This window comes from Kitasatospora sp. NPDC127116 (assembly GCF_042677365.1).
In the GTDB taxonomy this organism is placed as follows: domain Bacteria; phylum Actinomycetota; class Actinomycetes; order Streptomycetales; family Streptomycetaceae; genus Kitasatospora; species Kitasatospora lactacystinica.
The window spans coordinates 1-23645 of sequence record NZ_JBHXTL010000144.1 but is presented as its reverse complement, the minus strand read 5'-3'; the positions used below and the strand labels follow the sequence as shown (position 1 = coordinate 23645).

General features: G+C 69.6%; 20 protein-coding genes and 4 pseudogenes. 7 read left to right on the top strand and 17 right to left on the bottom strand.

Translation table 11 applies throughout. The annotated features are described in order from the left end of the window. Nucleotides 1–138: 138 nt before the first annotated feature. Nucleotides 139–387 (top strand): integrase core domain-containing protein, encoded by a 249-nt coding sequence (locus ACFVHV_RS37105; protein ID WP_380357418.1) that lies wholly within the window; start codon nt 139–141, stop codon nt 385–387. 65 nt (nt 388–452) lie between these two features. Here ACFVHV_RS37105 and ACFVHV_RS37100 read toward each other — a convergent pair whose 3' ends face one another. The 10 genes from ACFVHV_RS37100 to ACFVHV_RS37055 all read right to left on the bottom strand — a co-directional run bounded on the left by ACFVHV_RS37100 (nt 453) and on the right by ACFVHV_RS37055 (nt 12308). Next, complete coding sequence (locus ACFVHV_RS37100; protein WP_359899631.1) at nt 453–1433, bottom strand: ketoacyl-ACP synthase III; 981 nt, start codon at nt 1431–1433, stop codon at nt 453–455. Between the two features lie 137 nt (nt 1434–1570). Further along, nucleotides 1571–2746, bottom strand: a complete 1176-nt coding sequence (locus tag ACFVHV_RS37095) for a hydroxymethylglutaryl-CoA synthase (protein WP_380357415.1) — start codon at nt 2744–2746, stop codon at nt 1571–1573. Between the two features lie 2 nt (nt 2747–2748). After that, complete coding sequence (locus tag ACFVHV_RS37090) at nt 2749–3810, bottom strand: hydroxymethylglutaryl-CoA reductase (RefSeq protein ID WP_359899635.1); 1062 nt, start codon at nt 3808–3810, stop codon at nt 2749–2751. Continuing rightward, nucleotides 3807–4898, bottom strand: a complete 1092-nt coding sequence (fni, locus tag ACFVHV_RS37085; RefSeq protein WP_359899637.1) for a type 2 isopentenyl-diphosphate Delta-isomerase — start codon at nt 4896–4898, stop codon at nt 3807–3809. Before fni ends, ACFVHV_RS37090 begins: the two co-directional genes overlap by 4 nt. Continuing rightward, the gene (locus ACFVHV_RS37080) at nt 4895–6022 is read right to left on the bottom strand and encodes a phosphomevalonate kinase (protein ID WP_380357411.1); all 1128 of its coding nucleotides are present in this window, start codon (nt 6020–6022) and stop codon (nt 4895–4897) included. The genes fni and ACFVHV_RS37080 overlap by 4 nt, the downstream gene beginning before the upstream one ends. Beyond that, on the bottom strand, nt 6019–7071 hold the full coding sequence (gene mvaD, locus ACFVHV_RS37075; protein WP_380357408.1) for a diphosphomevalonate decarboxylase: 1053 nt from the start codon (nt 7069–7071) through the stop codon (nt 6019–6021). Before mvaD ends, ACFVHV_RS37080 begins: the two co-directional genes overlap by 4 nt. Next, nucleotides 7064–8047: a mevalonate kinase gene (gene mvk, locus ACFVHV_RS37070; protein ID WP_380357406.1), complete on the bottom strand. Its 984-nt coding sequence runs from the start codon at nt 8045–8047 to the stop codon at nt 7064–7066. The genes mvaD and mvk overlap by 8 nt, the downstream gene beginning before the upstream one ends. A gap of 365 nt (nt 8048–8412) precedes the next feature. Next, entirely contained in the window at nt 8413–9489 is a 1077-nt protein-coding gene (locus ACFVHV_RS37065; protein WP_359899642.1) for a polyprenyl synthetase family protein, read from the bottom strand. A gap of 287 nt (nt 9490–9776) precedes the next feature. Continuing rightward, nucleotides 9777–11168, bottom strand: a complete 1392-nt coding sequence (locus ACFVHV_RS37060) for a cytochrome P450 (RefSeq protein ID WP_359899644.1) — start codon at nt 11166–11168, stop codon at nt 9777–9779. Nucleotides 11169–11231: 63 nt separating this feature from the next. Continuing rightward, on the bottom strand, nt 11232–12308 hold the full coding sequence (locus ACFVHV_RS37055; RefSeq protein ID WP_380357396.1) for a terpene synthase family protein: 1077 nt from the start codon (nt 12306–12308) through the stop codon (nt 11232–11234). A gap of 433 nt (nt 12309–12741) precedes the next feature. On the opposite strand from ACFVHV_RS37055, the pseudogene ACFVHV_RS37050 reads away from it, so the two are divergent. Beyond that, nucleotides 12742–13272: pseudogene (locus ACFVHV_RS37050) on the top strand (DUF4331 family protein); the annotation flags it as partial. A gap of 326 nt (nt 13273–13598) precedes the next feature. Here the strand turns inward: ACFVHV_RS37050 and ACFVHV_RS37045 are convergent. Both ACFVHV_RS37045 and ACFVHV_RS37040 read right to left on the bottom strand, forming a co-directional pair. Next, the gene (locus ACFVHV_RS37045) at nt 13599–15101 is read right to left on the bottom strand and encodes an MFS transporter (protein WP_380357393.1); all 1503 of its coding nucleotides are present in this window, start codon (nt 15099–15101) and stop codon (nt 13599–13601) included. 138 nt (nt 15102–15239) lie between these two features. Continuing rightward, nucleotides 15240–15656: a PPOX class F420-dependent oxidoreductase gene (locus tag ACFVHV_RS37040; protein WP_359899648.1), complete on the bottom strand. Its 417-nt coding sequence runs from the start codon at nt 15654–15656 to the stop codon at nt 15240–15242. Nucleotides 15657–15735: 79 nt separating this feature from the next. Between ACFVHV_RS37040 and ACFVHV_RS37035 the strand changes: the two genes are divergently transcribed. Further along, the gene (locus tag ACFVHV_RS37035) at nt 15736–16215 is read left to right on the top strand and encodes a hypothetical protein (RefSeq protein ID WP_380357389.1); all 480 of its coding nucleotides are present in this window, start codon (nt 15736–15738) and stop codon (nt 16213–16215) included. A 315-nt stretch (nt 16216–16530) separates the two neighbouring features. Then, nucleotides 16531–17097, top strand: a complete 567-nt coding sequence (locus ACFVHV_RS37030) for a TetR family transcriptional regulator (protein WP_224279321.1) — start codon at nt 16531–16533, stop codon at nt 17095–17097. 142 nt (nt 17098–17239) lie between these two features. Here the strand turns inward: ACFVHV_RS37030 and ACFVHV_RS37025 are convergent, their stop codons facing one another. Continuing rightward, entirely contained in the window at nt 17240–17569 is a 330-nt protein-coding gene (locus tag ACFVHV_RS37025) for a recombinase family protein (RefSeq protein ID WP_359899722.1), read from the bottom strand. A 98-nt stretch (nt 17570–17667) separates the two neighbouring features. Between ACFVHV_RS37025 and ACFVHV_RS37020 the strand changes: the two are divergent. Further along, a pseudogene (locus ACFVHV_RS37020) lies at nt 17668–17804 on the top strand (exodeoxyribonuclease III); the annotation flags it as partial. A gap of 616 nt (nt 17805–18420) precedes the next feature. Here the strand turns inward: ACFVHV_RS37020 and ACFVHV_RS37015 are convergent. Next, nucleotides 18421–18630: a DUF6243 family protein gene (locus ACFVHV_RS37015; RefSeq protein ID WP_063352004.1), complete on the bottom strand. Its 210-nt coding sequence runs from the start codon at nt 18628–18630 to the stop codon at nt 18421–18423. An 872-nt stretch (nt 18631–19502) separates the two neighbouring features. On the opposite strand from ACFVHV_RS37015, the pseudogene ACFVHV_RS37010 reads away from it, so the two are divergent. Beyond that, nucleotides 19503–19586 (top strand): annotated as a pseudogene (locus ACFVHV_RS37010) (Arm DNA-binding domain-containing protein); the annotation flags it as partial. Between the two features lie 438 nt (nt 19587–20024). Here ACFVHV_RS37010 and ACFVHV_RS37005 read toward each other — a convergent pair. Next, on the bottom strand, nt 20025–20627 hold the full coding sequence (locus ACFVHV_RS37005) for a hypothetical protein (protein ID WP_359899651.1): 603 nt from the start codon (nt 20625–20627) through the stop codon (nt 20025–20027). A 540-nt stretch (nt 20628–21167) separates the two neighbouring features. Further along, a pseudogene (locus tag ACFVHV_RS37000) lies at nt 21168–22439 on the bottom strand (IS701 family transposase). A 29-nt stretch (nt 22440–22468) separates the two neighbouring features. Here ACFVHV_RS37000 and ACFVHV_RS36995 point away from each other — a divergent pair. After that, nucleotides 22469–23350: a S41 family peptidase gene (locus ACFVHV_RS36995; protein ID WP_359899652.1), complete on the top strand. Its 882-nt coding sequence runs from the start codon at nt 22469–22471 to the stop codon at nt 23348–23350. A gap of 65 nt (nt 23351–23415) precedes the next feature. On the opposite strand, the gene ACFVHV_RS36990 is transcribed toward ACFVHV_RS36995, so the two are convergent. Further along, nucleotides 23416–23645 (bottom strand): hypothetical protein (locus ACFVHV_RS36990; RefSeq protein WP_380357385.1); only part of this gene is annotated, 230 nt, incomplete at its 5' end.

Below are 23645 nucleotides of genomic sequence, written 5' to 3'. Positions count from 1 at the left end.
GCCCGGGCCGGTTGTACGCCGCGGGGGGTCGGGCTGGGTGGGGGTCCCGACGAGTCCCCGGGCGCCTTCTACCCCCTGTAAATCGTCGGCAGCGAATCTACGTCGAGTGAATTCCGCAGCGAGATAGGCAAGTTGGACATGCGGCAGTCGATGGGAAGGGTCGGCTCCTGTTACGATAACGCCGCCGCCGAGAGCTTCTTCGCCGTACTGAAGGAGGAGATCGGCGCCCGGGTCTGGCCCGACGGCGCCACCGCCCGGGCGGAGGTCTTCTCTTTCATCGAGACCTTCTACAACCGCAGGCGCCTACGCAAACACCCCGAGTGGGGCTACCTCACGCCACTCGAGACCCGCCAGCGGCACCGGCAAGGTCACACCCTCGCAGCGTAGACGGAGAGTGTCCAACCGCAGGGTGGAACTTCACTACGGCGCTTTCCCCACCGGCCCGGACCTTCTCACCACTCGACCAGCGCGAATCCCGCCGACATACCGCCGCCGAAGCCGGCCAGGAGGATCAGGTCGCCGGGGGTGAAGGCGCCGGCGCGGGCGGCCGCGTCCAGGGTGATCGGGATGGAGGCGGCTCCCGTGTTGGCGTAGTGCGTCAGGGTGCGGTGCATGGTCGCGCGAGGCAGTGCCAGGTCGGCGAAGACGCTGTCCAGCATGGTGCCGTTGGCCTGGTGCGGTACGAAGTGGTCGATGTCGCCGGGCGCGACACCGCATTCGTGCAGGAATCCCTTGACCAGCTGCGGCAGGTGGTCACCGACGAAGTTCCGCACGCCTCGCCCGTCCATCGCGAAGTACTGGAGCCCTGCGTCGAGGACCGTCTGGTCCACCGGCATGCGGCTGCCGCCGGCGGGCACCTCGATGAGCCCCGACAGTTCGCCGAACGAGTGCAGTGAGAGGTGCCGGACACGTGGTCCGTGGTCGACCGGCGCCCCCAGGACCACGGCTCCGGCGCCGTCCCCGAACAGGATCACGGTCCTGCGGTCGGCCCGGTTCAGGATGCGGGAGTACAGGTCCGCACCGATGACCAGCGCATGGCCGCCGGTGCGGGCGAGTACGCCCTCGGCCGCGGAGAGCGCGAACACCGTGCCGGAGCAGACCGCGTTGACGTCGAACGCGGCCGCGCCGCTCGCGCCGAGCCGCTGCTGGACGTAGGCGGCGGTGGGCGGTTGCGGCCGGTCGGGTGTGGACGTGGCGACCACGATCACGGACAGCTCCTCGGCGGAGATGCCGGCCGACCTCAGCGCGGCACGCCCCGCGGCGGTGGCCAGGTCCGAGGTGGCCTGGCCGTCGGCAGCCCATCGCCGTTCCCGGATGCCGGTCCTGTCGGTGATCCACGCGTCGTCGACCCCCGCCGCCGCCGCGGCCTCGTCATTGGACACGATTCGCTCCGGCACATAGGCACCCGTACCGAGAATCCTGACGTCGGTCATACGGCTGCCCTCCCCTCAAATGGATGGAGAACGGTGTGTGTAGAACTGGCCTGCGGCCGTGGCGGGCGCGTGCGGGAGCAGCCGCGGAGGCTGCCCCCGCACGCATGGGACCGCAGGTGTTCGGGATCGCAGGTGTTCTAGCGCGCCTGGTAGATGCGCTTGTGACCGCTGACGCCGGCCAGCCGGAAGGGCCCGGTGGTCTGCTGCGGGGTGGGGTGGTCTCCTCCGTCGGCCGGGAAGGACCACTCGTGCAGCTCGCGGTAGCGGGCGTGGTCGACCGGCTTGCGCCTGGCTATCGCCGCCAGGTTCGCTGCGGTCCGCAGGTGTTCGCGGTAGCCGGGGACGGCCGTGCCCGCGAAGAACTCGGCGACGCTGCCGGAACCGTAGCTGAGGAAGCCGATGGGCCGGTCGGTCAGGTCGTCCGCCTGGTCGAGCAGCGCGGCGAGAGCGAGGTACACCGAGGCGGTGTAGCTGTTGCCGATGGAGGTGTTGTAGGCCACGGTCTGCCCGATGGCGTGCTCGATGTCGGCCTGGTCGGCGCTGTGGCCCGCGTGGTTGAGCAGGTGGCGGTGTGCCTTGTAGGCCATCTTTGTGAACGGCTGGTGGTAGCAGAACGCGGCGAACTCGTCGAGTGTGCGCCCGCCCTGCTCGCCGTAGTCCTTCCAGCTGCCTGTGACCGCCTGCAGGTACGCTTCGACGGATTCCTGCCCGTCGACGAGGGCGGTGGTGCGGTAGTTCGGCCGCCAGAAGTCCATCACGTCGGCGGTGAACAGGCCCGAGGCGTTCTCGATGCAGACCAGGGCGGGGTCGGCGCTGACCAGCATCGCCACCGCGGCGGCACCCTGGGTCGCCTCGCCGGGGCTGTCCAGTTCGTACTTGGAGACGTCGCTCGCGATCACCAGGGCCTGCTGGTCGGGGTCGCGTCGTACGAGTCCGATGGCGAATTGCAGGGCGGCCGTGGCTCCGTAGCAGGCCTGCTTCAGTTCGACGACGCGGCAGGCCGATTGCAGGCCGAGCAGTGAATGCACGTAGATGCCGGCGGACTTCGCCTGGTCGATCGAGGATTCCGTCGCGAAGACCACCGTCCGGATCCGTTCGGAACCGTGCCGGGCGATGATCGGGGCCGCGGCGGTGGCCCCCAGGGTCACGATGTCCTCGTCCGCGGCGCACACGCTCATCGACCGCTGGCCGATGCCTATGTGGTACTTGCCGATCTCCGTGCCGTTGTACTCGGCGAGTGCCGCGTGCGACAGGACGTATTCGGTCGTCGCGAAGGAGAGATCGTGGATTCCGAAGGAAGCGGCGTTGGACATGTTCAGGCACCGACCTTTGCTGTCTTGTTGTCGCGCTCCAGTTCGACGTGTGCACGCATGAGTTCACCCGGGTTGGTCTGCGCCGCGAGCAGCGAGAGCTCGCCGCAGAGGACCGTCGCCGCCGCGATGACGGCGAGCCGGCGCGCGTTCTCGCCGGGGGCGCGGTCCGCGCGGCAGCCGAGGCGGGTCAGGTTCGTCTCCACGAACTCCAGGCCCTTGCCGTTGCCCACGGTGCCGACGATCAGGTTGGGCAGATTGCAGGAGAAGTAGAGGTCACCGTCGCGGTCCTCGGCCAGGGTGACGCCCTGGGAGCCCTCGACGATGTTGGCCGCGTCCTGCCCGGTGGCCAGGTAGAAGCCGAGCAGCATGTTGGCGTAGTGGGCGTTGGCCGAGCGGATGCCGCCGGCCAGCAGGGTCCCGAGCAGGTTCTTGCGGATGTTCAGCTGGACGATCCTGGCGGCAGTGGTGTGCAGGACGCCTTCCACCACGTCGCGCGGGACGAGCAGTTCCGTGACCACGTTCTTCCCGCGGCCGAGGATGCCGTTGATCGCGGTCGCCTTCTTGTCCGTGCAGTAGTTCCCGGAGATCGATCCGTAGGAGATTCCCGGAACGGTCCGCAGCAGGTGCGTCAGCAGATTGTCGGAGGCGAGCGTGGCCATGTTGTGGCCGGAGGCGTCGCCGGTGCTGAACTCGAACCGGATGAACAGCAGGTTGCCCGCGATCTCGTGCCGGACGGTGAGCAGCTCGGCGAACCGGCTACAGCTGCGGACCACGGCGCGCAGTTCCTCGATCTGCGCCTCGATGGCGCGGGCGGCCGTGTACGCGGTCTGGGCGTCGGTCGCCTCGACGAGCACCGAGCGGGTCATGCGCTCGTCAACGAGGGTGGCGACGATGCCCTGCTCGGTGAGCATGGACACCTTCGCGCCGCGGCCCACGGAGGGCCACAGCGGTGTCTCGTAGGTGGCGAGGGGAACGTGGGTCTCGGTGTTGGCGACGTTCCCGGAGACTCGAAGGGGTCCGACCCACTTCATGGGGACCCTGGCAATGGCGTGTGTGTCGGTCACTGTGCTTTTCCTGTCGCGTTGTGAAGGGTGTCGGCCGATCGGGAACGCCGGGCGAGTCGCCCCGTGTCGATGCCCCGGTCGGTGCAGAAGGAACGGAGGGTGCCGTGGATGATCAGGTCGTTGCTCGCGAGGTCCGCGGGAGTGCGCGCGCCGAGCATGGTCTGGAGGGCCGCGAGCTGGTCCAGCCAGTTCGTGAGCTGCTCGATCAGCGCCTCGGGACCGCCGTCGAGCAGGGTGCGCAGGAACACTCCGGAGGCCCCGACGCCGGAGGCGCCCAGGGCCAGGGCGCGGGCGACGTCGAGGGGATGGCGGACGCCGCCGGAGGCGAGCACGGGAAGACCGGCGCTCTGAGCGTCCAGGAGACAGGCGGCGGTGGACTGGCCCCAGTCGTGGAGGAACGCGTAGTCGCCGAGCGGTCGCCGGCCGTTCTCGATCCGGGCGAAGTCGGTGCCGCCCCGGCCGCCGACGTCCGCCGCGTGGACCCCCAGTTGTCGCAGCAGCAGGACGGTTTCCCGGCTCAGGCCGTTGCCGACCTCCTTGACGATCACGGGTACGTCAACGGCCGCCGCGATCTTCTCGATCTGCGGGACCCAGGACCCGAAGGACCGGTCGCCTTCCGGCATGGCCGTTTCCTGCGCCGTGTTGACGTGGATCTGCAGGGCGTCGGCCTCCAGCAGATCGAGGGCACGCCGGGTGTCGTCGACCGATGCCGTCGCGTTGACATTTGCTATGACAAAACCGTGGGGGTTCTCCTGGCGCAGGACGCGGAAGGTGTCGGCGCACGTCGGGTCCTTCAAGTAGGCGTGCACCGAGCCCGACGCGATGGGTACCCCGGTCTCGCGGGCCGCTATCGCCAGACCTCGGTTGATGACGCCGGTCTTGGCGGTCCCGCCGGTCATCGCGTTGATGTAGAGCGGCACCTGCCAGGAGATCCCGGCGAAGGTCGTGTCCAGGGACACCTGCGGCCGGTCGATGCCGGCCAGGGCGTGATGGACGAAGGACACCTCGTCGAACTGGTTGATCCCGCTGCGGGTGTCCTGCTGCTCGATGGCGAGCCGGACGTGGTCGTCCTTGCGCTGAGCGCTCATTTCTCGGTCCCTTCCGGGGCGGGCCGGACGGGCAGGGGCAGCACCCCGGCCGCGGCCCACCGCTGCCGTACATGTGAGATGTCGTGCATGGCCTCGGCATCGAGCAGCGCGATGCCGCAGTCGCCGCCGCCCGCGCCCGACGGCTTGGCGGCACCGCCGACGGTTTCGGCGACCGTGCACAGGGCCGTCAGCTCGGGTGTGAAGATGCCGAGCCCGACTTCGTCGTCGAGGCGGGCCAACTCCCGCCGGGCACGGCGGATCTGGTACAGCAGGCTTTGGTCGTCGCCGGCCTCGAGAGCGGTGATCGAGGCGCGTACGAAGTCGGTGGAGGTCTCCACGAACGCGCGGTGCGACGCGGTGCCGCGCCAGATCCGGCGGTGCAGACCGGACACGAGCGAGGCGGTGGAGGCCGGGTTGCCGGTCCAGCCGACTTCGAGGGCGAGGCCGCGCGGGGCCGGAAGCCTCCGGACCGAGTGGCCCGGCCAGGGCGTGCGCAACGCCTCCTCGATGCCGTACCGGCGGGTGAGGTCGAGCACGAAGGCCCGGTCGGGTGCCTGGTACGCGATCCAGCCGCCCCAGGTACTGGCGGCGAGGTCACCGCCGGAGCCCACGGGGTCGATCCCGACCGAGGAGATCACGGCCAGGCGGTACCGGGCGTCGGGTGAGAGGTCCAGTCCGCACAGGGACGTGATGGCGTCGATCGTGGCCACGGTCACCGCGCCGCTCGACCCCAGGCCGTACTTGCGGCCGTTGTCATGCAGCCGGCTGCCGATCGAGAGGTCCAGCCCGGGCATGGGCAGGCCGCGTTCGGCCAGCAGTCGTCCCACGGTCTCGACCGCTGCCACCACGTGCCTCAGTGCGCCCCGCGCGCCGTGTCCGTCGGCTTCCCCGTTCTCCGTGCCGGGAGCGTGGAGCCGGCCGTCGAGCCATCGCCAGTTCACCGCCCGGGGGACGAGATCGGAGGAGATCACGATGTCGGCCGTTTCGGAGAGGGTCACCGTGGCGGTGATCTCCCGGTCCACGGCCACCACGATGGCCGGGGTACCGGGCTCCACCACCGCGTACTCGCCCGTGACGAACAGCTTGCCGGGCGCACTGCGGACGACCGTTCGCCCGGAGGTCATCGTCCGCCCGCGTCCACCAGGCGGGCGCCCTGTCCGGGCCCGGCGATGTGCACGGTGCCGCCCGCGGCAGCGTCGCGCACGGCCTCGGCGACCCGGTCGGCGTCCGTACGACGGCAGAGCACCTTGACGTTCGGTCCGGCGTCCATGGTCGCGTAGGCCGGTATGCCGTCGCGCCGCAGCCCCAGCACGCTGTCGAGGACGGTGAGCGAGGCGGGCGCGAGGTAGCGCACTGCAGGGCGCGCGCCCAGCATGGTCGCGTGCATGCCGAGAGAGTTGCGCTCAGCGATCTCACCCACCGTGTCGAGGTCGCCGCGCAGGAGCGCCGCCCTCATCTCGGTCAAGTCGTCCCGGCTCGACGCGGCCCAAGGCTCGAACAGGGGCGAGGTCTCGACGGTGCGGCGCATCGCCGCGCGACTGGACACCTCCTTGGGGCCAGCGTTGACCACCGCGATGACCAGTGCGGGGTCGAGGTCGCCCGTCCGTACCGGCTCGGCGTAGGAGCTGAGGTCGGCCTCCGCGGGCGGCGCCGTGGGGTTGCCAGCGTTCCAGACGGCGAAGCCGCCGAAGATCGACCGCGAGGCCGAGCCGGAACCGCGGCGGGCCAGGCGGGAGAGACCGGTGCCGTCGAGGTCCAGTCCGTACGCGGCGGCGGCGGCGACGGCGAGCGCGGCGAAGCCGCTGGCGGAGGACGCCAGGCCCGCCCCGGTGGGTACGGTGTTGCGGGTGTCGACGACGGCCCGGTGCGTGAGCCCGGCCCGCCGGCGCACCAGGTCGAGGAACCCGGCGATGCGCCGCCGCTCCTCGCCCGCCGCGGGTACGCCGTTGAAGGTCACTTCGTCGTCCGAAGCCTCGGCGTCGAGGTGGACCCGGGTGGTCGTGGGGAAGATGTCAAGAGTCATCGACAGACTGCTGGTCCACGGCAGGAAGAGGCGCTCGTCGCGCTTCCCCCAGTACTTGATCAGCGCGATGTTCGGGTGCGCGACGGCGGTGGCCCCGTTCGCGCCCTGCCGGTCCTGCAGGCGGCGCACGGTGATCTGTTGCTCAGACATGCGTGACGAGCCTCCTCAGTGGGACGATCCACGTCTGCACGGCCCCCGCTTCGTGCAGCCGCCGGGTGACCTCTCTCGCCTGCTCGGGCTGGGTCAGAGCGAGCACGCAGCCGCCCAGTCCACCCCCGGTGATCTTGGCGCCGAGGCTTCCTGCGGCGAGCGCGGCACTCACCATCCCCTCGATCCGGTCAGTGCTCAGCCCGGCCTCGCGGAGCATTCCGTGGTACTCCGTCAGCAGGAAGCCGAGCTCCTCCGGCCGGCCGGCGGCGAGGGTGGTCACGGCTTCGCTGGTCAGTTCCGACGCCCGGCGGACGAACCGCTCCTGTGCTCCGGCGTGGAGTCGGAACCTCTCCCGCAGCTTGTCGACCGCTTCCTTGGTGCTGCCGACGGTGCCGCTGTCCGCGATGACAAACAACGCGTCGCAGCCCACCAGCAGCGTGCGGGCCTCGCCCGCGTGGAACAGCAACGGCGCGCTCGCGCCGACGGTGATGGCGTCGACGCCGCTGGCCTTGCCGTGCACCACGTTCTCGGCGGTCTGCACCAGGTCGAACACCGTCCGCTGCGAGACCGCGCGGCCGCAGAGGTCGGCCAGGGCGAGGACGACGGCACGGGCGCAGGCCGCGCTGGAGCCGAGCCCCCTGCCGAGCGGGATCGAACCGTCGATGATCACATCGAGATGCCGGCCGTCGTCGATGCCCGTGGATGCCCTGAAGTCGGTGGTCAGCCGACGCAGCCCCTCGGATGCCTGCGTTCCGACCTCCTTCCAGGCGGATCCGGTCATCGTGAAGGACACACCTGCCGGTTCTTCACCGCGGGTGGAGAACCCGACGCTGGCGGTGATCGACAGCTGCGGAACGGGCAGGGCGAGCGCCGGGGCTCCGTAGACGACCGCGTGCTCCCCCAGCAATATGGCCTTGGCATGGGCGTGGCCGGTGCCGACCGAGCGAGCACGGCGGCTGTCCGCTGTCCCTGCCACCGAGGCCGGTGGAGTCGACGTGCTCAGCTCCCCTTGTCGAAATTCCATTGAGATCGCGTCATCCAGATTTCTAGGAAGGAATGAAGTAAGCCCGTTCGACCGCGCGCCGCGTCATGCCCGGGCCACCCCCGGACCACCGTGGCCGGCGGTCGCGGCCGCCGGCCCGAGCGATGTCATCGCGCAGGGCGGGCCAGGGCGTCGAGCCGCACCCGACGGTGCGTGCTCGCGGAACCGCGTCCCTGGCGGGTGCCGGGCCGGTTCTCCCCCGGTCGCCCCCGGCAGCGGGTTCCGGACGGGGTGGGCTCGCGAGGCGAGCGACGCGTGTGGCGGCGCCGGGACGGTGGCGACCCGCGCCGACGTGGTGCTCAGGTGGTCCGGAGTGTCGTGGTGGTGACGAAGGTTTCGAGGGTCTTCCTGACCTCGTCCGGGAACGGGGTCTCGTCCAGGACCCGCCGGGCACGCTGCACACGATCGGTGATCATCTGCTCTACCTTGTCGGCGGCGCCCGTGGCCCGCAGGATCCCGCGAACCGTCTCGGCGCCTGCCTCGTCCAGGTCCGGGTCGCCGACCAGGGACCTCAGCACCCGCGCCTGCTCGGCGCCGGCGGCGTGGAGGGCGTGTGCCATCAGAGCGGTCGCCTTGCCCTCCCGCAGGTCGTCCAGGACCGACTTGCCGGTCTTGGACGGGTCGCCGAAGACGCCGAGGAGGTCGTCGCGCAATTGGAAGGCCTCGCCGATCGGAAGGGCGTAGGCGGTGAAGACGTCCAGCAGGGCCTGGTCCGCTCCGGCAAGGACCGCGCCGATGTGCAGCGGCCGCTCCACGGTGTACTTCGCCGTCTTGTAGCGGATCACGGCCAGCGACCGTTCGACGTCCTCGTTGGGCTTCCCGGTGGCCAGCAGGTCCAGGTACTGACCGATCATCACCTCGGTGCGCATGGCGTCCAGCAGCGGTCGGACGGCGACCAATCGCTCGTGCTCGATGCCGCTGGAGTACAGCAGCTCGTCCGACCACACCATGACCAGGTCGCCGAGCAGGATCGCGCTATTGGTGCCGAACCGCTCGGCGGTCGTGGCGTCCGCACCCGTCTCCAGCGTCCGGTGGAGGGTCGGACGGCCACGCCGGGTGTCGGAGGCGTCCATCACGTCGTCGTGGATGAGGGTGAAGGCGTGGAAGAGTTCGAGCGAGGCCGCCGCGCCGATGACGGGCCCCGTGTCGCCGTATCCGCCCGCCGCGTGCCAGCCCACCATGCACAAGAGCGGCCGGATGCGCTTGCCGCCGGCGGTCAGGAAGCCACGCAGGTGCTCGATGAGCGAGACCAGGTGGGGTTGCCTGTCGCAGTTGGCGTCGAGGAAGGCGTTCAATCGCTCGTCGATCAGGCCGCGCAGATGAACCGAGTCCAGGGCGTCGGCTCCCAGCTCGCGAAGGCTGGTGATCGAGTTCATGTCGTTACTCCTGTTCGTCAAGACCATGTGGCCGCGTCCGCGAGGACGTGGCATGGGAGGGAAAGCGCCGAGAGGCATCACTTTCCGGCCGGGCGAAGGAGGGTCCCGGCAGTCGCCGGGCCGCACCGCAGGTGCGGGTCGCCGAGGGAGGGGCGAGTGGTGGGTGTTCGGGCCGCGCCGGATGGCATGCCCTCCGTACATGCGGGTTCACATGGTGGAGGGCATGCCGGGCAGGGGTGGGCCCGGTGCGGCACCCGCCGGGCCCCTGTCGGTCGAACGGAACGGGTTCAGCTCGCGGCGGACTGCGGCTCGCGTGCCGGCTGCCGACGGGTCGGCACCACCGTGAGCTGGTCGGGACGCAGGCTCATCCGCACGAGGGCGCGCGTGGGGCGGGTGCCCGGGGCGCGGTCCAGCTTCCAGTACTGGGCCACGGTGGCCACGATGACCTGGGCCTCGGTGAGGGCGAACGCGTCACCGATGCACTTGCGGTTCCCGGCGCCGAAGGGCAAGTAGGCGCCCTTGCGCGGAGTGGTCGACATGGTGAGCCACCGGTCCGGCTCGAAGCTGTCGGGGGCGTCGAAGTAGCGGGCGTCCCGGTTCAGCAGGAAGGGACTGTACGACAGCTCGGTGCCGGCCGGCACGGGCAGCCCGCCGAGCGTGGTGTCGACAGCGGCACGACGGCTGAGCAGCCAGGCCGGCGGGTAGAGGCGCAGACCCTCGGCGACGACGTTGCGGGTGTACAGCAGCTTCTTCAGGTCCTCGGCCGTCACCGGGCGGCCGGCCAGCACCTCGTCGAGCTCCGCGTGCAACTTGGCGGCGACCTGCGGGTTCTCGTGCAGCAGGTGGAAGATCCACGACATCAGGACGGCGGTGGTCTCCGCGCCTCCGAGGAGCAGGGTGATGGACTGGTCGTGCAGCTCCTGGTCGGTGAAGCGGTGCCCCTCCTCGTCGACCTCCGTCATCATCGTGCGCAACAGACCGCCGCCGTCGCCCGAGCGGCGGTAGCGGTCGATGGTCTCGTTCACCACCTGGTGCAGCTGCGCCTCCGCCCGCTTGTAGCGCTGGTTGCCGGGAGTGGGCAGGAAGGACAGCGCCGGCAGCGGGTTGAGCATGCGGAAGAACATGCCGTCGATCACGGTGTTCAGGGCCGTCGGGAGACCGTGGTGACCGCCCCGGCGCACCTCGCCCTCACCGGGCTCGGAGAAGAGGCAGCTCAGCGCCACGTCGGCGCTGAGGTTGCCCATCTGCATCAGGAGGTCGACGTTCTTGCCTTCCGGCCATTCATGAGCCGACACGGCTGCCTGCTTCTGCATGATGCCGACGTACTCGGCGATGCGCGCAGGGTGGAAGGACGGCTGGATCAGGCGTCGCTGCTTGCGATGGACGAGGCCGTCGACCGTGACCAGCCCGTCTCCGAGGACCGTGCGCACGCGGTCCATCACGGGACCGCCCTTGACGAAGTCCTTGACCTTGTCGGTCAGCATCTCGTGGACCAGATCAGGGTGGCACGCGATGTACATGGGGGTCGGCCCCACCATGATCTTCACGAGATCGCCCTGCTCGGGCAGTGATCGGAGGAAGGTGAGCGGGTCACTGCGCAGCTGATTCGCGTGCCCGAGCACGGGCAGGGCATTCGGTGCGCTGCCCTTCGTGTAGCTGCGGGTTTCCTGGCCTGTCACGGAACAAACCTCCATGCGGTTAGTGGCGAACTTGTGGACCTGTCGGACTTTGCTTCGCCGCTGTCACTTCTCCAACTGGTCCCACCACCAGGCGATCTGTGGAATCGGCAGGGGCGCAGGGTTGGCGTCAGCCGGCTCGTCGGCCCAGAGCAGGCCGTAGCCACCGAAGTCCTGTTCTTCTCCGGTCTCCGGGTCGACAGGCGCGCAGTAACGGGTGGTGAAGTCCGCCCAGATGATGTGCCCGCGAATCCAGTAGCCGATCTCGTGGACGTATCGCCGCAGTTCCGGGCGGGCGGTCGCGGAGACCTGGTCACGCAGATTCAGATAAAGGGACATGATTCGGTCGCGCAGCGCGCGGACCTCGGCGACCGCTTCCTCGGGCGTGCATTGCCGGTCGCGCACCATGATGCTGATGGCGTTCTGGTCGAACAAGCCCTGGAGATTCTCCCGGTGAATGGAGATCAGGTCGTTGTCGAGACCGACGATGACGGATACGGCTTCGGAGGCGGCGCGCACCCGGGGATCGAGGCGTTCGGCTGCGGTCAGTTCGTAGCCGCCGCCGATCGGAGTGAGAGCGGTCAGCCAGGGGCCGGCCACATCGTTGCCACGCATGATCAGGTAGTCGCCCAGTTCGGGGAGTTCACCGAGGCTCTGGTTCGCACATTTCCACAGCACGCCGTCGAAGTAGCTGCAGAAACCCTGGCGCAGGTGCTCGAGCTGGCCCGGGGTCGACACGGTGGAGATGTGGTTCCAGAAGTCCTGGAAGGAGGAGAGGTACGCGTCTCCGGGCGGCACGACGGACTTGGGCGAGGCGAGGATGTGCTTGAGACGGCTGACGTGGACCGTCAGCGGTGCGGGCTGGTCCAGCCCCGGGATCACGTCGAGGTCGTCGTCCCAGGCGCCGCCCCAGTACATGACATAGGTGATGACCTCGGCGCACCGGTCGAGGACGTACGGCATGCAGTGTGCGGTGTACGAACCCGCATTCATGCGCGGCAGCCAGTCACCCTCCTTGCGGAACCCTTGCCGGAACATCCAGGCGACGGCGCCGGCATCTATTTCCTCCGGCTTGTCGTACACGGCGTCGGGCAAAGGGCAGAAAAATGGCGGAACGCCAAGTGTGCGGCGCACGGTTGTCATGCCAAAAATCCCTTCGGGCAGGACTGAGCGGCAGGAATGTCACAGTAATGCTGGGGTGGCCCCCGGAATAAACCCGGAGCATTGGACGGCCTTGGGCGACGGGGCTGTGTGCGACCCACTACGGACCCCAAATGGCGCGGACTCGAGGAACAGCACTCAATGTCAGCGCCTCAACCCCCCGCGGCATTCATTGACGTCCCACTGCCGCACCCCTCGGCAGTCATCGACGTCTCGCTGCCGTCCCCCCTCGGCAGTCCTCGATGCCTCACTGCCGTCAGAAACTGAACAGGACAGTTAGATTCGGGGAATACGGGACATGCGAGTCCTCCTGAGTCGTCCGCCGGCGGCCCCGTCCGGAAGCCGCCGAGTCCGTGACCGGACCTGATATACGGTCAGGGATACTGGTAGACACACGATCAACGACCTCGTCGGCATGCAGTCAACGCCCTGGTCAACACGGTCGCGGCACCCCGGGCAGCACCTGAGCCCAGCGTCCCGGCAGACAATCGATGGACAACGGGCCGGCAACAAGGCGCGGCCGTCAGCGTCGGCGGCGGGGAGCCCGCTCGGTGATCCGCTCCACCAGCACGGCCCGACGGACGCGGCGGGGCGGCACCGGTGTGAATCCGCGGCACGAAGAGCCCGCCAGCCGGGCACGAAGGGGCAGGGCTGCTCATGCTGGTGGGCATGTCTCATCACCTCAGCGGCCCCAACCTCCGCTCCCCTGGACGACGCCCGCCTCGACATGACGGACCTGTTCGCCTTCACCGTGCCTGACCTTCGGACCGTGCTGATCCTGAACGTCAACCCGGTCGCCCCCATCGGCGGCCAGGCGTTCCACCCGGACGCCGTCTACCGCGTCAACGTCGACACCGACGGCGACCACCGCTCCGACGTGGCGTACAGCTTCGTCTTCTCCCCGCCTGAGGACGGCCGCCAGAGCGTCACCGTCCTGCGGGCCACGGGCGAGCAGGCCCGCTCCCACGAGGCCCTCGGCCAGGAGCTCTTCATCGACGTGCCGGTGAACTTCGGCGCCGAGACCACCGCGGCGCACTCCGCCGGACAGGCCCTACGCACCGTCCTGCCGGGCGTCGGGCCGAGGCGGCTTCGTGCCGTGCCGCCCCCGGAGCCCGGGGAGGACTGCGGGTGCCGTACTCGGCTTCCGCCATCAGTTGCTCAAGGGCGGCCCGACCAAGCAGCCCCCGGGGCGGCGACCGGCCCCCGAGGGGCGCGGCGCGGCCCCAGGGGCTGCTTGCGATACAAGGATGGAGGGACTTCGTGGAGCAGGTGTCACATGGCGACGGCCTTCACCGCGTCGGGGGACTTCTCCCGAACACCGGGACGGTACAGCGCGAAGGTCACGACGAGCCCGACGGCTGCGAGGCCGGCCGCCCACCAGTACGCGGTGGAGTAGCCGTGCAACGCCGCCCCGGCGATCACCTCGGGCGTGGCCTGCCGGCTGCTGAGAAAGCTGCCCGCGGCGGTCGCCGCGAGCGTGTTGAGAACGGCGATCCCCAACGAACCACCGATCTGCTGCGAGGTGTTGACCGCCGCGGAGGCCACCCCGGCGTCGTCCTCGTGAACCCGGTAGGTGGCCAGGTCGATCGCCGGCGCGTAGACCAGGCCGAGACCGAGGCCCAGGACGAGCAGCGGCGGCAGAATGCCTCCCGTGTAGGTGCTGTCCAGATCCAGGCGGGTGAACCAGACCATGCCCACGCCCAGCAGCGCCATCCCGAGGGGAATCACGATCTTCGGCCCCATTCGGGGCATCAGGACCCCCACGGCCAGGGCGGAGGCAACGACCAGTGCGGCGGGGATGGGCAGGAAGGCGAGCCCCGCCTCGACCGGGGTGTACTTGAGCGTCTGCTGCATGTAGTAGGCGAGGAACAACGCGACCGCGTACATGCCTCCGGTGGCGACCAGAATGGCGATCTGGGAGGCGCCTCGATCCCTGTCGAGGAGGATGCGCAGGGGCAGCAGCGGCCCGGCCGTCGTCGACTGCCAGTACGCGAAGAGGGCGATCAGGGCGAGGCCTCCGACCAGCAGACCCCAGCTGGCGGGAGAACTCCACCCGCGCGACTCGGCGTTGGAGAACCCGTAGACCAGGCCGAAGAGCCCCAGGGTGACGAGTACCGCACCGGGGACGTCGAGCTTGGGGCGCTGCTCCGCCCGCGACTGACGCTCGATCAACAGCAGACCGCCCAGGAGCGCCACCGCTGCGAACGCCAGGTTGATGTAGAGGGTCCAACGCCAGGTGAGGTACTCGGTCAGCAGGCCGCCGAGCAGGTTGCCGAGCGCGCCGCCGGCGCCCGCGATGGCACCGAAGATCGCGAAGGCCCGGCCCCGCTCCTTGACGTCGGTGAAGATGGTCGTCAGCAGGGAGAGGGCCGCCGGGGCCAGCAGGGCACCCGAGATGCCCTGGATCGCCCGGGCCAGCACCAGGAGTTCGAAGCTGCCGGCGGCTCCGCCGAGCGCCGAGGCGGCGGCGAATCCGATGACACCCGCGAGAAAGGCCTGCTTGCGGCCGAAGAGATCGGCGACACGCCCGCCGATCAGCAGCAAGCTGCCGAAGGTGAGTGCGTAGGCGGTGACGACCCACTGCCTGTCGTTGTCGGAGAAGCCCAGGTCGGCCTGGGCGGACGGCAGCGCGATGTTCACGATGGTGGCGTCCAGCATGATCATCAACTGGGCCAGGCCGATCACGGCCAGCGCCCACCACCGCAGCGAGGACCGCGGGGATGGGGGTCCTGATTCGGGCGGGATGCCGGTGAGCTCAGTGGTGGATGCCGACATGGCGGTACCACTCCGTTCGAAATAGATTGACTAACTGGATGGTTAATCTTCCGAGGCAAGGCTGCCCGAGATCCGACGGTCCGTCAACACGACTTCGGGCGAAGAGCGATGGCCGGATGCGACGGAGGTCCGCGAGGGTCACTCCGCGAGTCGGATCCGGATGCCCACCGCGCGGCACCCGGACCCCTTCAGTCGGCTGCCCAGCAAGCCGACCCGCGCGACGAGGCCGTACTTGCGCTTCATCAGGTCGAGGTAGTGGACGGTGTCCCGGTCGGCGGGCAACTCGGCGACACCGGGCACGGATTCCCCCTTCGGGACTCCCCGCCAGTTGCAGGGGGCGACGGTCACTCGGCCGCTGTTGCGGATCCGTTTGACCTTGCCGGCGTCGGCCGCGCTCCACACGGCCAGGCAGTCCCCGTCCCCCATCACCCACACCGGAGTGGGCACGGCCCGCCCATCCCGGCGGAACGTCGTGAGAAGTACGTACCTGGATGCCGCCAGTCGTTCAACCGAACTGCCCGGCAAGGATGCTGAGGCGGATGGTGAGGTGGTCACCGCGATAGCGTAACTGGTTAGTTAACTCACTGTCGCCGCGAACCGACGTGGCGCCCGTCCCCAAGATGAGGAGTGCTGCGTGCTGAACTTCGCCTTGGCCGTGCTCGCCGGATTCGCCCTGGGCACCCCGGCCGTACCCTTCAGCCTCTCCTCCCTCCCCCCGCCCGTCGCGCTCGTCGCCGTACTCCTCGGCGCGGCCGGATGCCTGCTGTCCGCCGTCTTCGCGGCCGGGTGGCTGCGTACCCGCTGGCTGCTCTGGCGCTCGAAGCGGCGGCCCGTCACCGCCGGGCCGCCGCCCGAGAACCGCCGCAACTGCCGCAACCGCCTTGACGGCCCCACCGGCCGACGGGCCCGGCGCCTGGTGAACCGGTACGGCGTGATCGGCTTCGGCATCATCGGGCCTGCGCTCTTCGGCACCTGGGGATCGGCCATGCTTGGCACGGCGCTGGGCCTGCCCCGGTGGCGGCTGATCGGCTGGCTGATGGCCGGTGTCACCCTGTGGTGCACCGTCATGCTGCTCGCCTCCGAGGCAGTGATCGACGCCTTCGGACTGCGGTGACGACACACGCTGCGTACCGGTCCCTGATCGCGAGGAGCACGTCGCCGCGGCCCCCGGCCTGCCTCGTCGTGGGTCTGCGCATCGCGCCTACCGTCGGCCCGGTCATCGTCGGGCGGTGACAACTCACCGTTCCGGCGAGGCACTTCTCCCCCTCACCGGTTCACCCGGAGCAAGACCACCGACGGGACTCCCGAACGAATCGCCTCATGTCTCAAACGAATCCACCGTGGTTCCAGCGGCGAACGCGCTCACCTGGCGAGGGCACCGGGTCCTACGCCCCGGCAAGATCCAGTAGGCGCTGTTAGCATGACTCCCATGTCCCGAGCCGAGGCCACGAAGGCGCGCATCCTCCACGCAGCAACCCAGGAGTTCGCGGCGTACGGGATCGCGGGAGCCCGCGTCGACCGGATCGCCAAGGTCGCCTCGGCGAACAAGAACCTCATCTACGTCTACTTCTGCAACAAGGACGGGCTCTTCGACGCCGTCTTCGACGCACACCTCGGGCGCGGCCTCGACATGGTGCCCTTCACGCCTGACGACCTGCCGGGCTACGCCGGGCGGCTGTTCGACTTCTACCAGAAGCACCCCGAGGTGCTCCGCCTGGCGACCTGGCACCGACTGGAACGCGGCACTGCCGTGGAACGGGACCCTGCCGTCGCCAAGCAGACCCACGACGACAAGCTCGCCTCCTTGGAAGCGGCTCGGAAGGGCGGAGTGGGCACACCGGGCTTCACCCCGGCCACACTTCTCACCCTCGTCCTGGCCATCGCCTCGGCCTGGAGCCCGACGAATGCCGCGAGCATGCCGGCGACGACTGTCCTGGCGTCGGACCCGGAGGACTGCCGGAACGCGATCATGGAGGCCGTACGGCGCCTCCTGTGAGGGGCGGCGTGCATCACTCGCCTCCGCCACGTACCGCGGTGACCGCACACGTTCGCCGGGTTGCCGGGTCACGCGGCGGGGATGGGTCGGGATGCGCGCACCTGACCCGCTACGTTGCCGTGCCGGCGTCAGGGCGGTGCGTTCACGGGCGCCGGAGCGCCGGGTCCGCCCAGTGCGCCACGTCCGCACAGTCCTTGGCCGACCGGAACGCCCTGTCCGCCTTCGCCCACACCAACGCGTCCCACTCGCTCTGGCGATCGGTGAGCCACGGCCCGAGGTCCGGACGCTTCCACGGAGTGATCTCCGCCGAGACGTCCAGGTCCTCGAACGACCCGACAACCTCCCACTCCTTTGACAGCGCATGCCGCGTCGCCGACTCGGCCTGCACCAGGTGCGAGACCTTGCCCTCGTCCCCGTGCGTGTCCGACACACGCGAACCCACCACCGCCCGAACCGGCACCGAAGCCGTCATGATGCTCACACGAGGTCCCCTACCGCCCAGGCCAGCGGGCTCCCTCGAACAGGCTGCACTCGAACGGGTGGACCTTTTTCGAAAAGGTGTCGTTCCGCTGGCGCATCGACCTGGTTGTTCTACAAAAACCCTGGCCGACAAAGCCGTCGAGGCCTACGTCGAACGCGCCGCGTCCCACGCCGAGCGGTGGTCCGACCACGCACCGGTCACGGCAGTGTTCGATCTGAGCAACTAGTCCGCAGAAACGGGTAGTTCGACAGAATCAAGAGGCGGCCCCGACCCGCAGCCATTCCACACGTCGGGGCCGCCTCTCGGTAGCAAATACGCCAGCGGCGAAGGAAGTCGCACGGCACTCCCGCAGTGGATTTTTCAGCAAAGCCATTCACGTGACCCTGCTTCCACAAGCGACGCATCTGTCCGCCCCAGATCGGCTCCCCCGACGATCCAGACCCGAACATCCCTCTGGATGTGGCCAGCGCCCGCAACCCCTTGCCCCCCAGCCGCATCGGCCTGTCCGCCGGAGTCGTTCTGGCCAGCGGGTTTCGCGGTTGTCCCTCCGAGGTGTCCACCAGTGTTGTCCTGCGGCCGTGTCCACATCCTCTGCCGCCGCCGGCTGCGGTGTTGCCCGGGCTGGGCACGGGGACGTGCTGAGCTGCTGGTGCAGCTCGGGGTGGTGGCGGTGACGGGGCTGCCGATTCTGCGGCTGCCCCGGGTGGCCGGCCGAGCTGAGACGCGGGTGGTCGGCCGAGAGCCGAGCGGAACCGGCCGCGCCCGGTACGGCAGCAGGGCTCGGACCGCGCGTCGCGGTCCGAGCCCTGCCCCGTGCGGTGCCGCGCTGCGGCGGCGGTGCGTCAGCCCTGTACGGTGTCGCCGCCCGCCTGCCCGGCGCCCTCAGCCGTTCCTGCCTTCTCGCGCATCTTGCGCACCAGCTCCGCCTTCTGGTCGGCTGCACCCTGGCGGTCGAGGTTGCGGTGCGGACCGTTGTTCTGCCGTTCGGCGCGGGACTGCCTCTTGCGCTGGCCGCCGCCCATGCCCACGGGGTTGTTGATGTTCTTGCTCACGGTCGTGGGTTCTCCCGGTGGTGAAGTGAAAGTGAAGTGAAGTGATCTACGGATTCATCGGTGGGGGACGGGCGGCGACGTCGAAGGACGTCAGCAGGGGCCCATCACGCGCTCACTCGTAAATCGGGGTCTGGAAGAACATGACCAAGACGTTACCTGGTTCCGTCGGCCTTGCACACCAACCTTTTCGCCGCCCCCGCGTCGGCCGGGCCTTCGGCGAGCGCCCGGGGCCCGCCGGTTCCTTCGGAATCCCAGCACCACCAGCACCCGCCGGCACCCGCCGGTCGTCGCCGGTCGCCCTGTCCAGATGGGCGTTGCCGGGCCGCTGGCCGCGGGGGCGCTGCCAGTGGTCGCGAGCACACTGACGGCATGAGAGGTCATCTCACTTGCGTCCCGCCGTTACGGGACAACCCTTGGCTCGGGCAGCGGCGATTCACCTGCCGATTTCCGTTCCCGTGTCCTTTTGGCCACGCGGTGGATATCGCCCATGGGGAGAGGACACGGAATCCGGGATCCCACACCGCCCGCCGGCCGGCCGGGACACCCTTCGCTGCCACTCGCCAGCCCGGGCGGATCAGGGTCGACTACCCACCGGATACTGATGGTGATCTTCCGGACGGTGTGTCGTCTTGAGCGTGTCCTCGCCGGCTGGTTCTGACGTGCCTCGCGCACAGCCCCGCACGCTCTGCCGCCACGCCCGGCCGAACGGCAAGCCTTGGACCAGAGTCACCACGTTCTAGAAGGAGAAGCACACGGGACAGCGTGCGCGGCGGGGCAGGGTGTACCGGCGGTGCGGGTGCAAGGACGGGCACGGGCGGCAGTTGGGTGCGCGGTGTGTGCGGTTGCTGGAGGAGGCGGAGCACGGGTCGTGGATGTACTGCATCGACCTGGCGCCGGAGGACGGCAGACGGCGCACCCGGCACCGTGGCGGGTTCGCGACGGAGGCGGAGGCCGCGCAGGAGCTGGCGGCGGACCTGGACGGTGAGCTGAGCGGGGCGTACGAGGAGCGTCGTACCGCCGTGGCGGACTACCTGCAGGAGTGGCTGGCCGCGCGGAACGAACGTACAGGTGGTGGGGCCCGAGACCGTGCGGGTGCCCTGCGCGTGGGCGGTCCTGGACACCTGGACAGCGCCACCGGGGCGATGCCGGCGACACAGAGCATGCTGGCCGCAACGGCCAGCGCGGATCCGCGGCGACCGGCCGAACCGGCACGGCCCCGCTCGCACCCGGGCCCGGCTGACCGGCGGCAGCCAGCCCTTCGCGCTCCAGGCCAGCGACCCTTGTCGCCCGCCCGGTCGGCGGCACCGAGCGGGCGGAGGGCAAGGATCGCCAGCCGCCGGTGGCCGTCACCCCCGCTGGGTGACGGCCACCGGACAGGGCTCACACCGTGGTCACTAGCACGACCACGGCGTGGTGACGTGGCCCGTCACGGTGTCCACCGCCACCGTCCTGCCCTCGCTGGGAATGCAGAAGTAGTAGGTGGGATGCGGGTTCTGCACGACGGGCTCATTGAGGTACAGGGGCTTGAACGCGCCGGTGTGCCCGGCCTTGACGGCCAGATCGTGGGCCTGGACCTCCGTCATGGTGAACGGGGAGATGGCCTGGAGCCCGATCGGGACGCTCCACCGCTGCGTGCTCTGGTACTGACCGGTGGTCGAGTACTTGTACTCGAAGGACGGCTCCGAGTCCTTGGCCCGGAAGCGGATCCACCAGGCCTGGACGTCATTGGGGTTGGTCGTGGGTGTCAGCAGGACGGCGTCCGCGTCGTAGAACTGCGAGCCGGGGTGCTCCTGCTGCGCCTTCACCTTGGCCTCCCGCACGATCTGTGTGAGCGGGAGGTGGGGTGCCGCGCTGGCGGTGGACGGGGCGATCGGCAGCAGCGACAGGGCCGTGGCGGTCGCGGCGAGCCCGATCCGTGCCCGAAGGCGGCGGCGTGATGTCCGGCACCCGTTCAGTGCGGGTGCCGCGGGCGTGCGGGCGGTGCGCGTGGTGTTCATGTCCTTCATCTCCTTCGACCCGGACCCTGCGTGGTCACGGTGGAAGTCGACTGCCGGGTTCGGCGTGAGCGGTGGCCGACGGGCGAGAGGTCCTCGGCCGGGCTCCGCGGGGATGCAGCCTCCCGGGGTCCAACGGTAGGAAGGTCTCCGGGCGCCGTCTCCTGGCCGTCATCCTCGCTGAGCCGAACAGGCGAACCTCTCACCCGGAGCGATGCCCGTCCGGGGTTTCGCCACGCGGTCCCGGCCGGTGGGCCCGATCCTGTGCCGCTCCTTGATCATCGCTGACTGTCACAAGGTGGTGACACGATCTTCTCGAAGTGGGCGTCCCAGCCGACGAGCCTGTAGATCGTCCTTCAGGCTGCGCTCCACCCACTCCAGGGCGATGTAGTACCGCTCCAGAACCGGGTCCCAGCCCGCCTGGGGCCCGGAGGGTGGCCACTCCGGAGTGTCAGGGTGGCCCACTCGCGGTCGAGGGCATCCACGGCGGTGCTACCAGCAGCCGACGGTAGAGGCCAGTACTCCAGCTGTAGATCTTGATCTTCATAGTTTTTGGGCTGCTTGCCGCTGGTAGTGGCCGGTGCGGGCGCGTGCTTGGTGCCGGCGCCGCCATTCCGACCAGCGGAGCCAGTGGGCGAGGTCGCGGACGGGTTGGGTGAAGAAGGCTGCGAACAGGCGTCGGATCTCGTTGCAGGTCAGCGGGCTGAGGTCGGCCGCCGCTATGTTCGTGGCCCGTTCGATGGCGGCGGTGACGGTGAGGAAGGCGTGCGCGAGTATGGCCAGGGTGGTCCAGCGGTGCCAGGAGGTCCAGCGGCGGACCTGGTGCTCGTAGAGTCCGGCCAGGCCTTTGGTGGCTTGGAAGGTTCTCCTCGACGGTCCAGCGGCGTCCGGCCACCTTGACCAGCGTGGTGAGCGGGATCGGGCGGGGCGAGTAGCAGCGGTAGAAGGCGAGTTCACCGGTGCGCCGGTTGCGTCGGACGAGCAGCCACCGCTGGCCGGGGCGCCCGGGCAGGCTGTCGATGTCGACCTGGGCCCAGTCGTAGAAGCGGTGGCCCTTGGCCGCGGCTCCCGCGGACAGCCGCTGTCAGGCACGTTTCGGCAGGCCGTGGGCCAGCGCGCCGGCGCGGAAGACACCCGCGCGGGTGGCGATCGGCCGCCTGCGTGAGACGGCGAGGACGTAGCCGATCTGACGGCCTTCCAGCTCGGCGCTCAGGTGTGGGTCGCCGCCGTAGACCTCGTCGCCGGTGACCCATACGGCCGAGACACCGGCGTCCAGGGCCTTGGCGATCATCTCGGTGGCCAGGGCGGGTTTGGTGGCGAACTTCAGGCCGTCGGGTATGCCGGCGGCCCGGCACCGGTCGGGTCCTGGGTCCAGGAGCGGGGGGCGTAGAGGCGGCGGTCGATGGCGGCGTGCCCGGCCGAGGCTGAGTAGACCAGGTAGACAACCACTTGGGAGTTCTCGATCCGTCCCGCGGTGCCCGTGTACTGGCGCTGTACCCCGACGCTCGCGGTGCCCTTCTTCAGGTCCCCGGTCTCGTCGACGACCAGCACAGCGTCCTCGTCGCGGAGGTGGTCCGCCACGAAGTCCCGTATCTCGTCCTGGATCTGGTCGGCATCCCAAGACGCCCGGCTGAGCAGATGCTGCATGCCGGCCGGACTCGCGTCACCGGCGTGCTCGGCGATCGTCCAGCAGTTCTTCCTCGGCAGGTCCGCAAGGAGCCCCAGCACGAACGCCCGCGCCCGGCGACGAGGTTCCACAACTGCGTAGGACTGCGCGACCCCGGTGCCACCCAGCGCCGAGAAACCGCTGGGCATCGGTTCGGCCTTGACCTACGATCGCGCGAATGATCACTCATGGAGCGATACTCGACGCCGCCCTCGCCCGGATCACCGCTGGTTACGTGTTCCCCGAGAAGGCGGCGGCCATTGAAGTGGCAATCCGGAACCGGCTGGCGGAAGGCGCTTATGAGAGCCTGGACGAGCGGGGGCTGTGCGAGCGGGTCACGGAGGACTTGCAGGGGGTGTGTCCGGACAAGCACCTGCGGCTGCTGTGGAGCGAGGAGCCGCAGTCGATGGACGAGGAGCCGGAGGACGTCGCCCGGGCCCGGTTCGAGCGGTACGCACGGGAGAAGAACTACGGAATCCGGCGGGCGGAGCAGCTCGACGGCAACATCGGCTACCTCGATCTGCGCATGATTCCCCCGGCCGGGGTGGGCGGTCCCGCGATCGCGGCCGCGATGCAACTGGTCGCTTCCACCGAGGCGTTGGTCATCGACCTGCGGCAGTGCAGCGGCGGTTCGCCGGAGGGCGTGCAGCTGTGGTGCAGCTACTTCTTCGCTGACGACGAGGTGCACCTCAACGACATCTATGACCGGGCTACCGACTCCACCCGCCAGTACTGGACCCTTGGGCACCTCGCCGCGCCACGCTATTCGGACCGGCCGGTGGCGGTGCTGACCAGCGACTTCACGTTCTCCGGTGGGGAGGAGCTGTCATACAACCTGAAGGTGCTCAAGCGTGCGACGCTGGTCGGGCAGACGACGCGTGGTGGCGCCCACCCGACGGCTCGGATTCCTGTTGCGCCGCATGTGACGGTGACCGTGCCGGCGGCCCGCTCGATCAATCCGGTCACCGGCACCAACTGGGAGGGCGTCGGCGTCGAGCCGGACGTGGCGGTTGCCGCTGAGGACGCGCTGGAGAAGGCGCTGGAACACCTTCGCGCGTAGTTGAGTCCCCGGCTGCTCGGTCCTGAGCAGCCGGGGGATTGGCTATGGTGTGTTTCCGAAGTGGATCATCCCGTGGCGGGATCTGAGCGTTCGTCAGATCCCCCCTTCCGCCCGTCAGCGCCGAGCCCCGCCGGACCGGACGCCTGTCCGACCGGGTCCGCGAACAGCACGCCGCCGTCCACGCGCTCGTGAGGGACGGGTTCAGCCTGCGCGCTGTCGCCCGCCGACTCGGCCTTGCACGCGGCACCGTCCGCCGACTGGCCGGCGCGCAGGATCCCGACGAACTGCTGGTCGG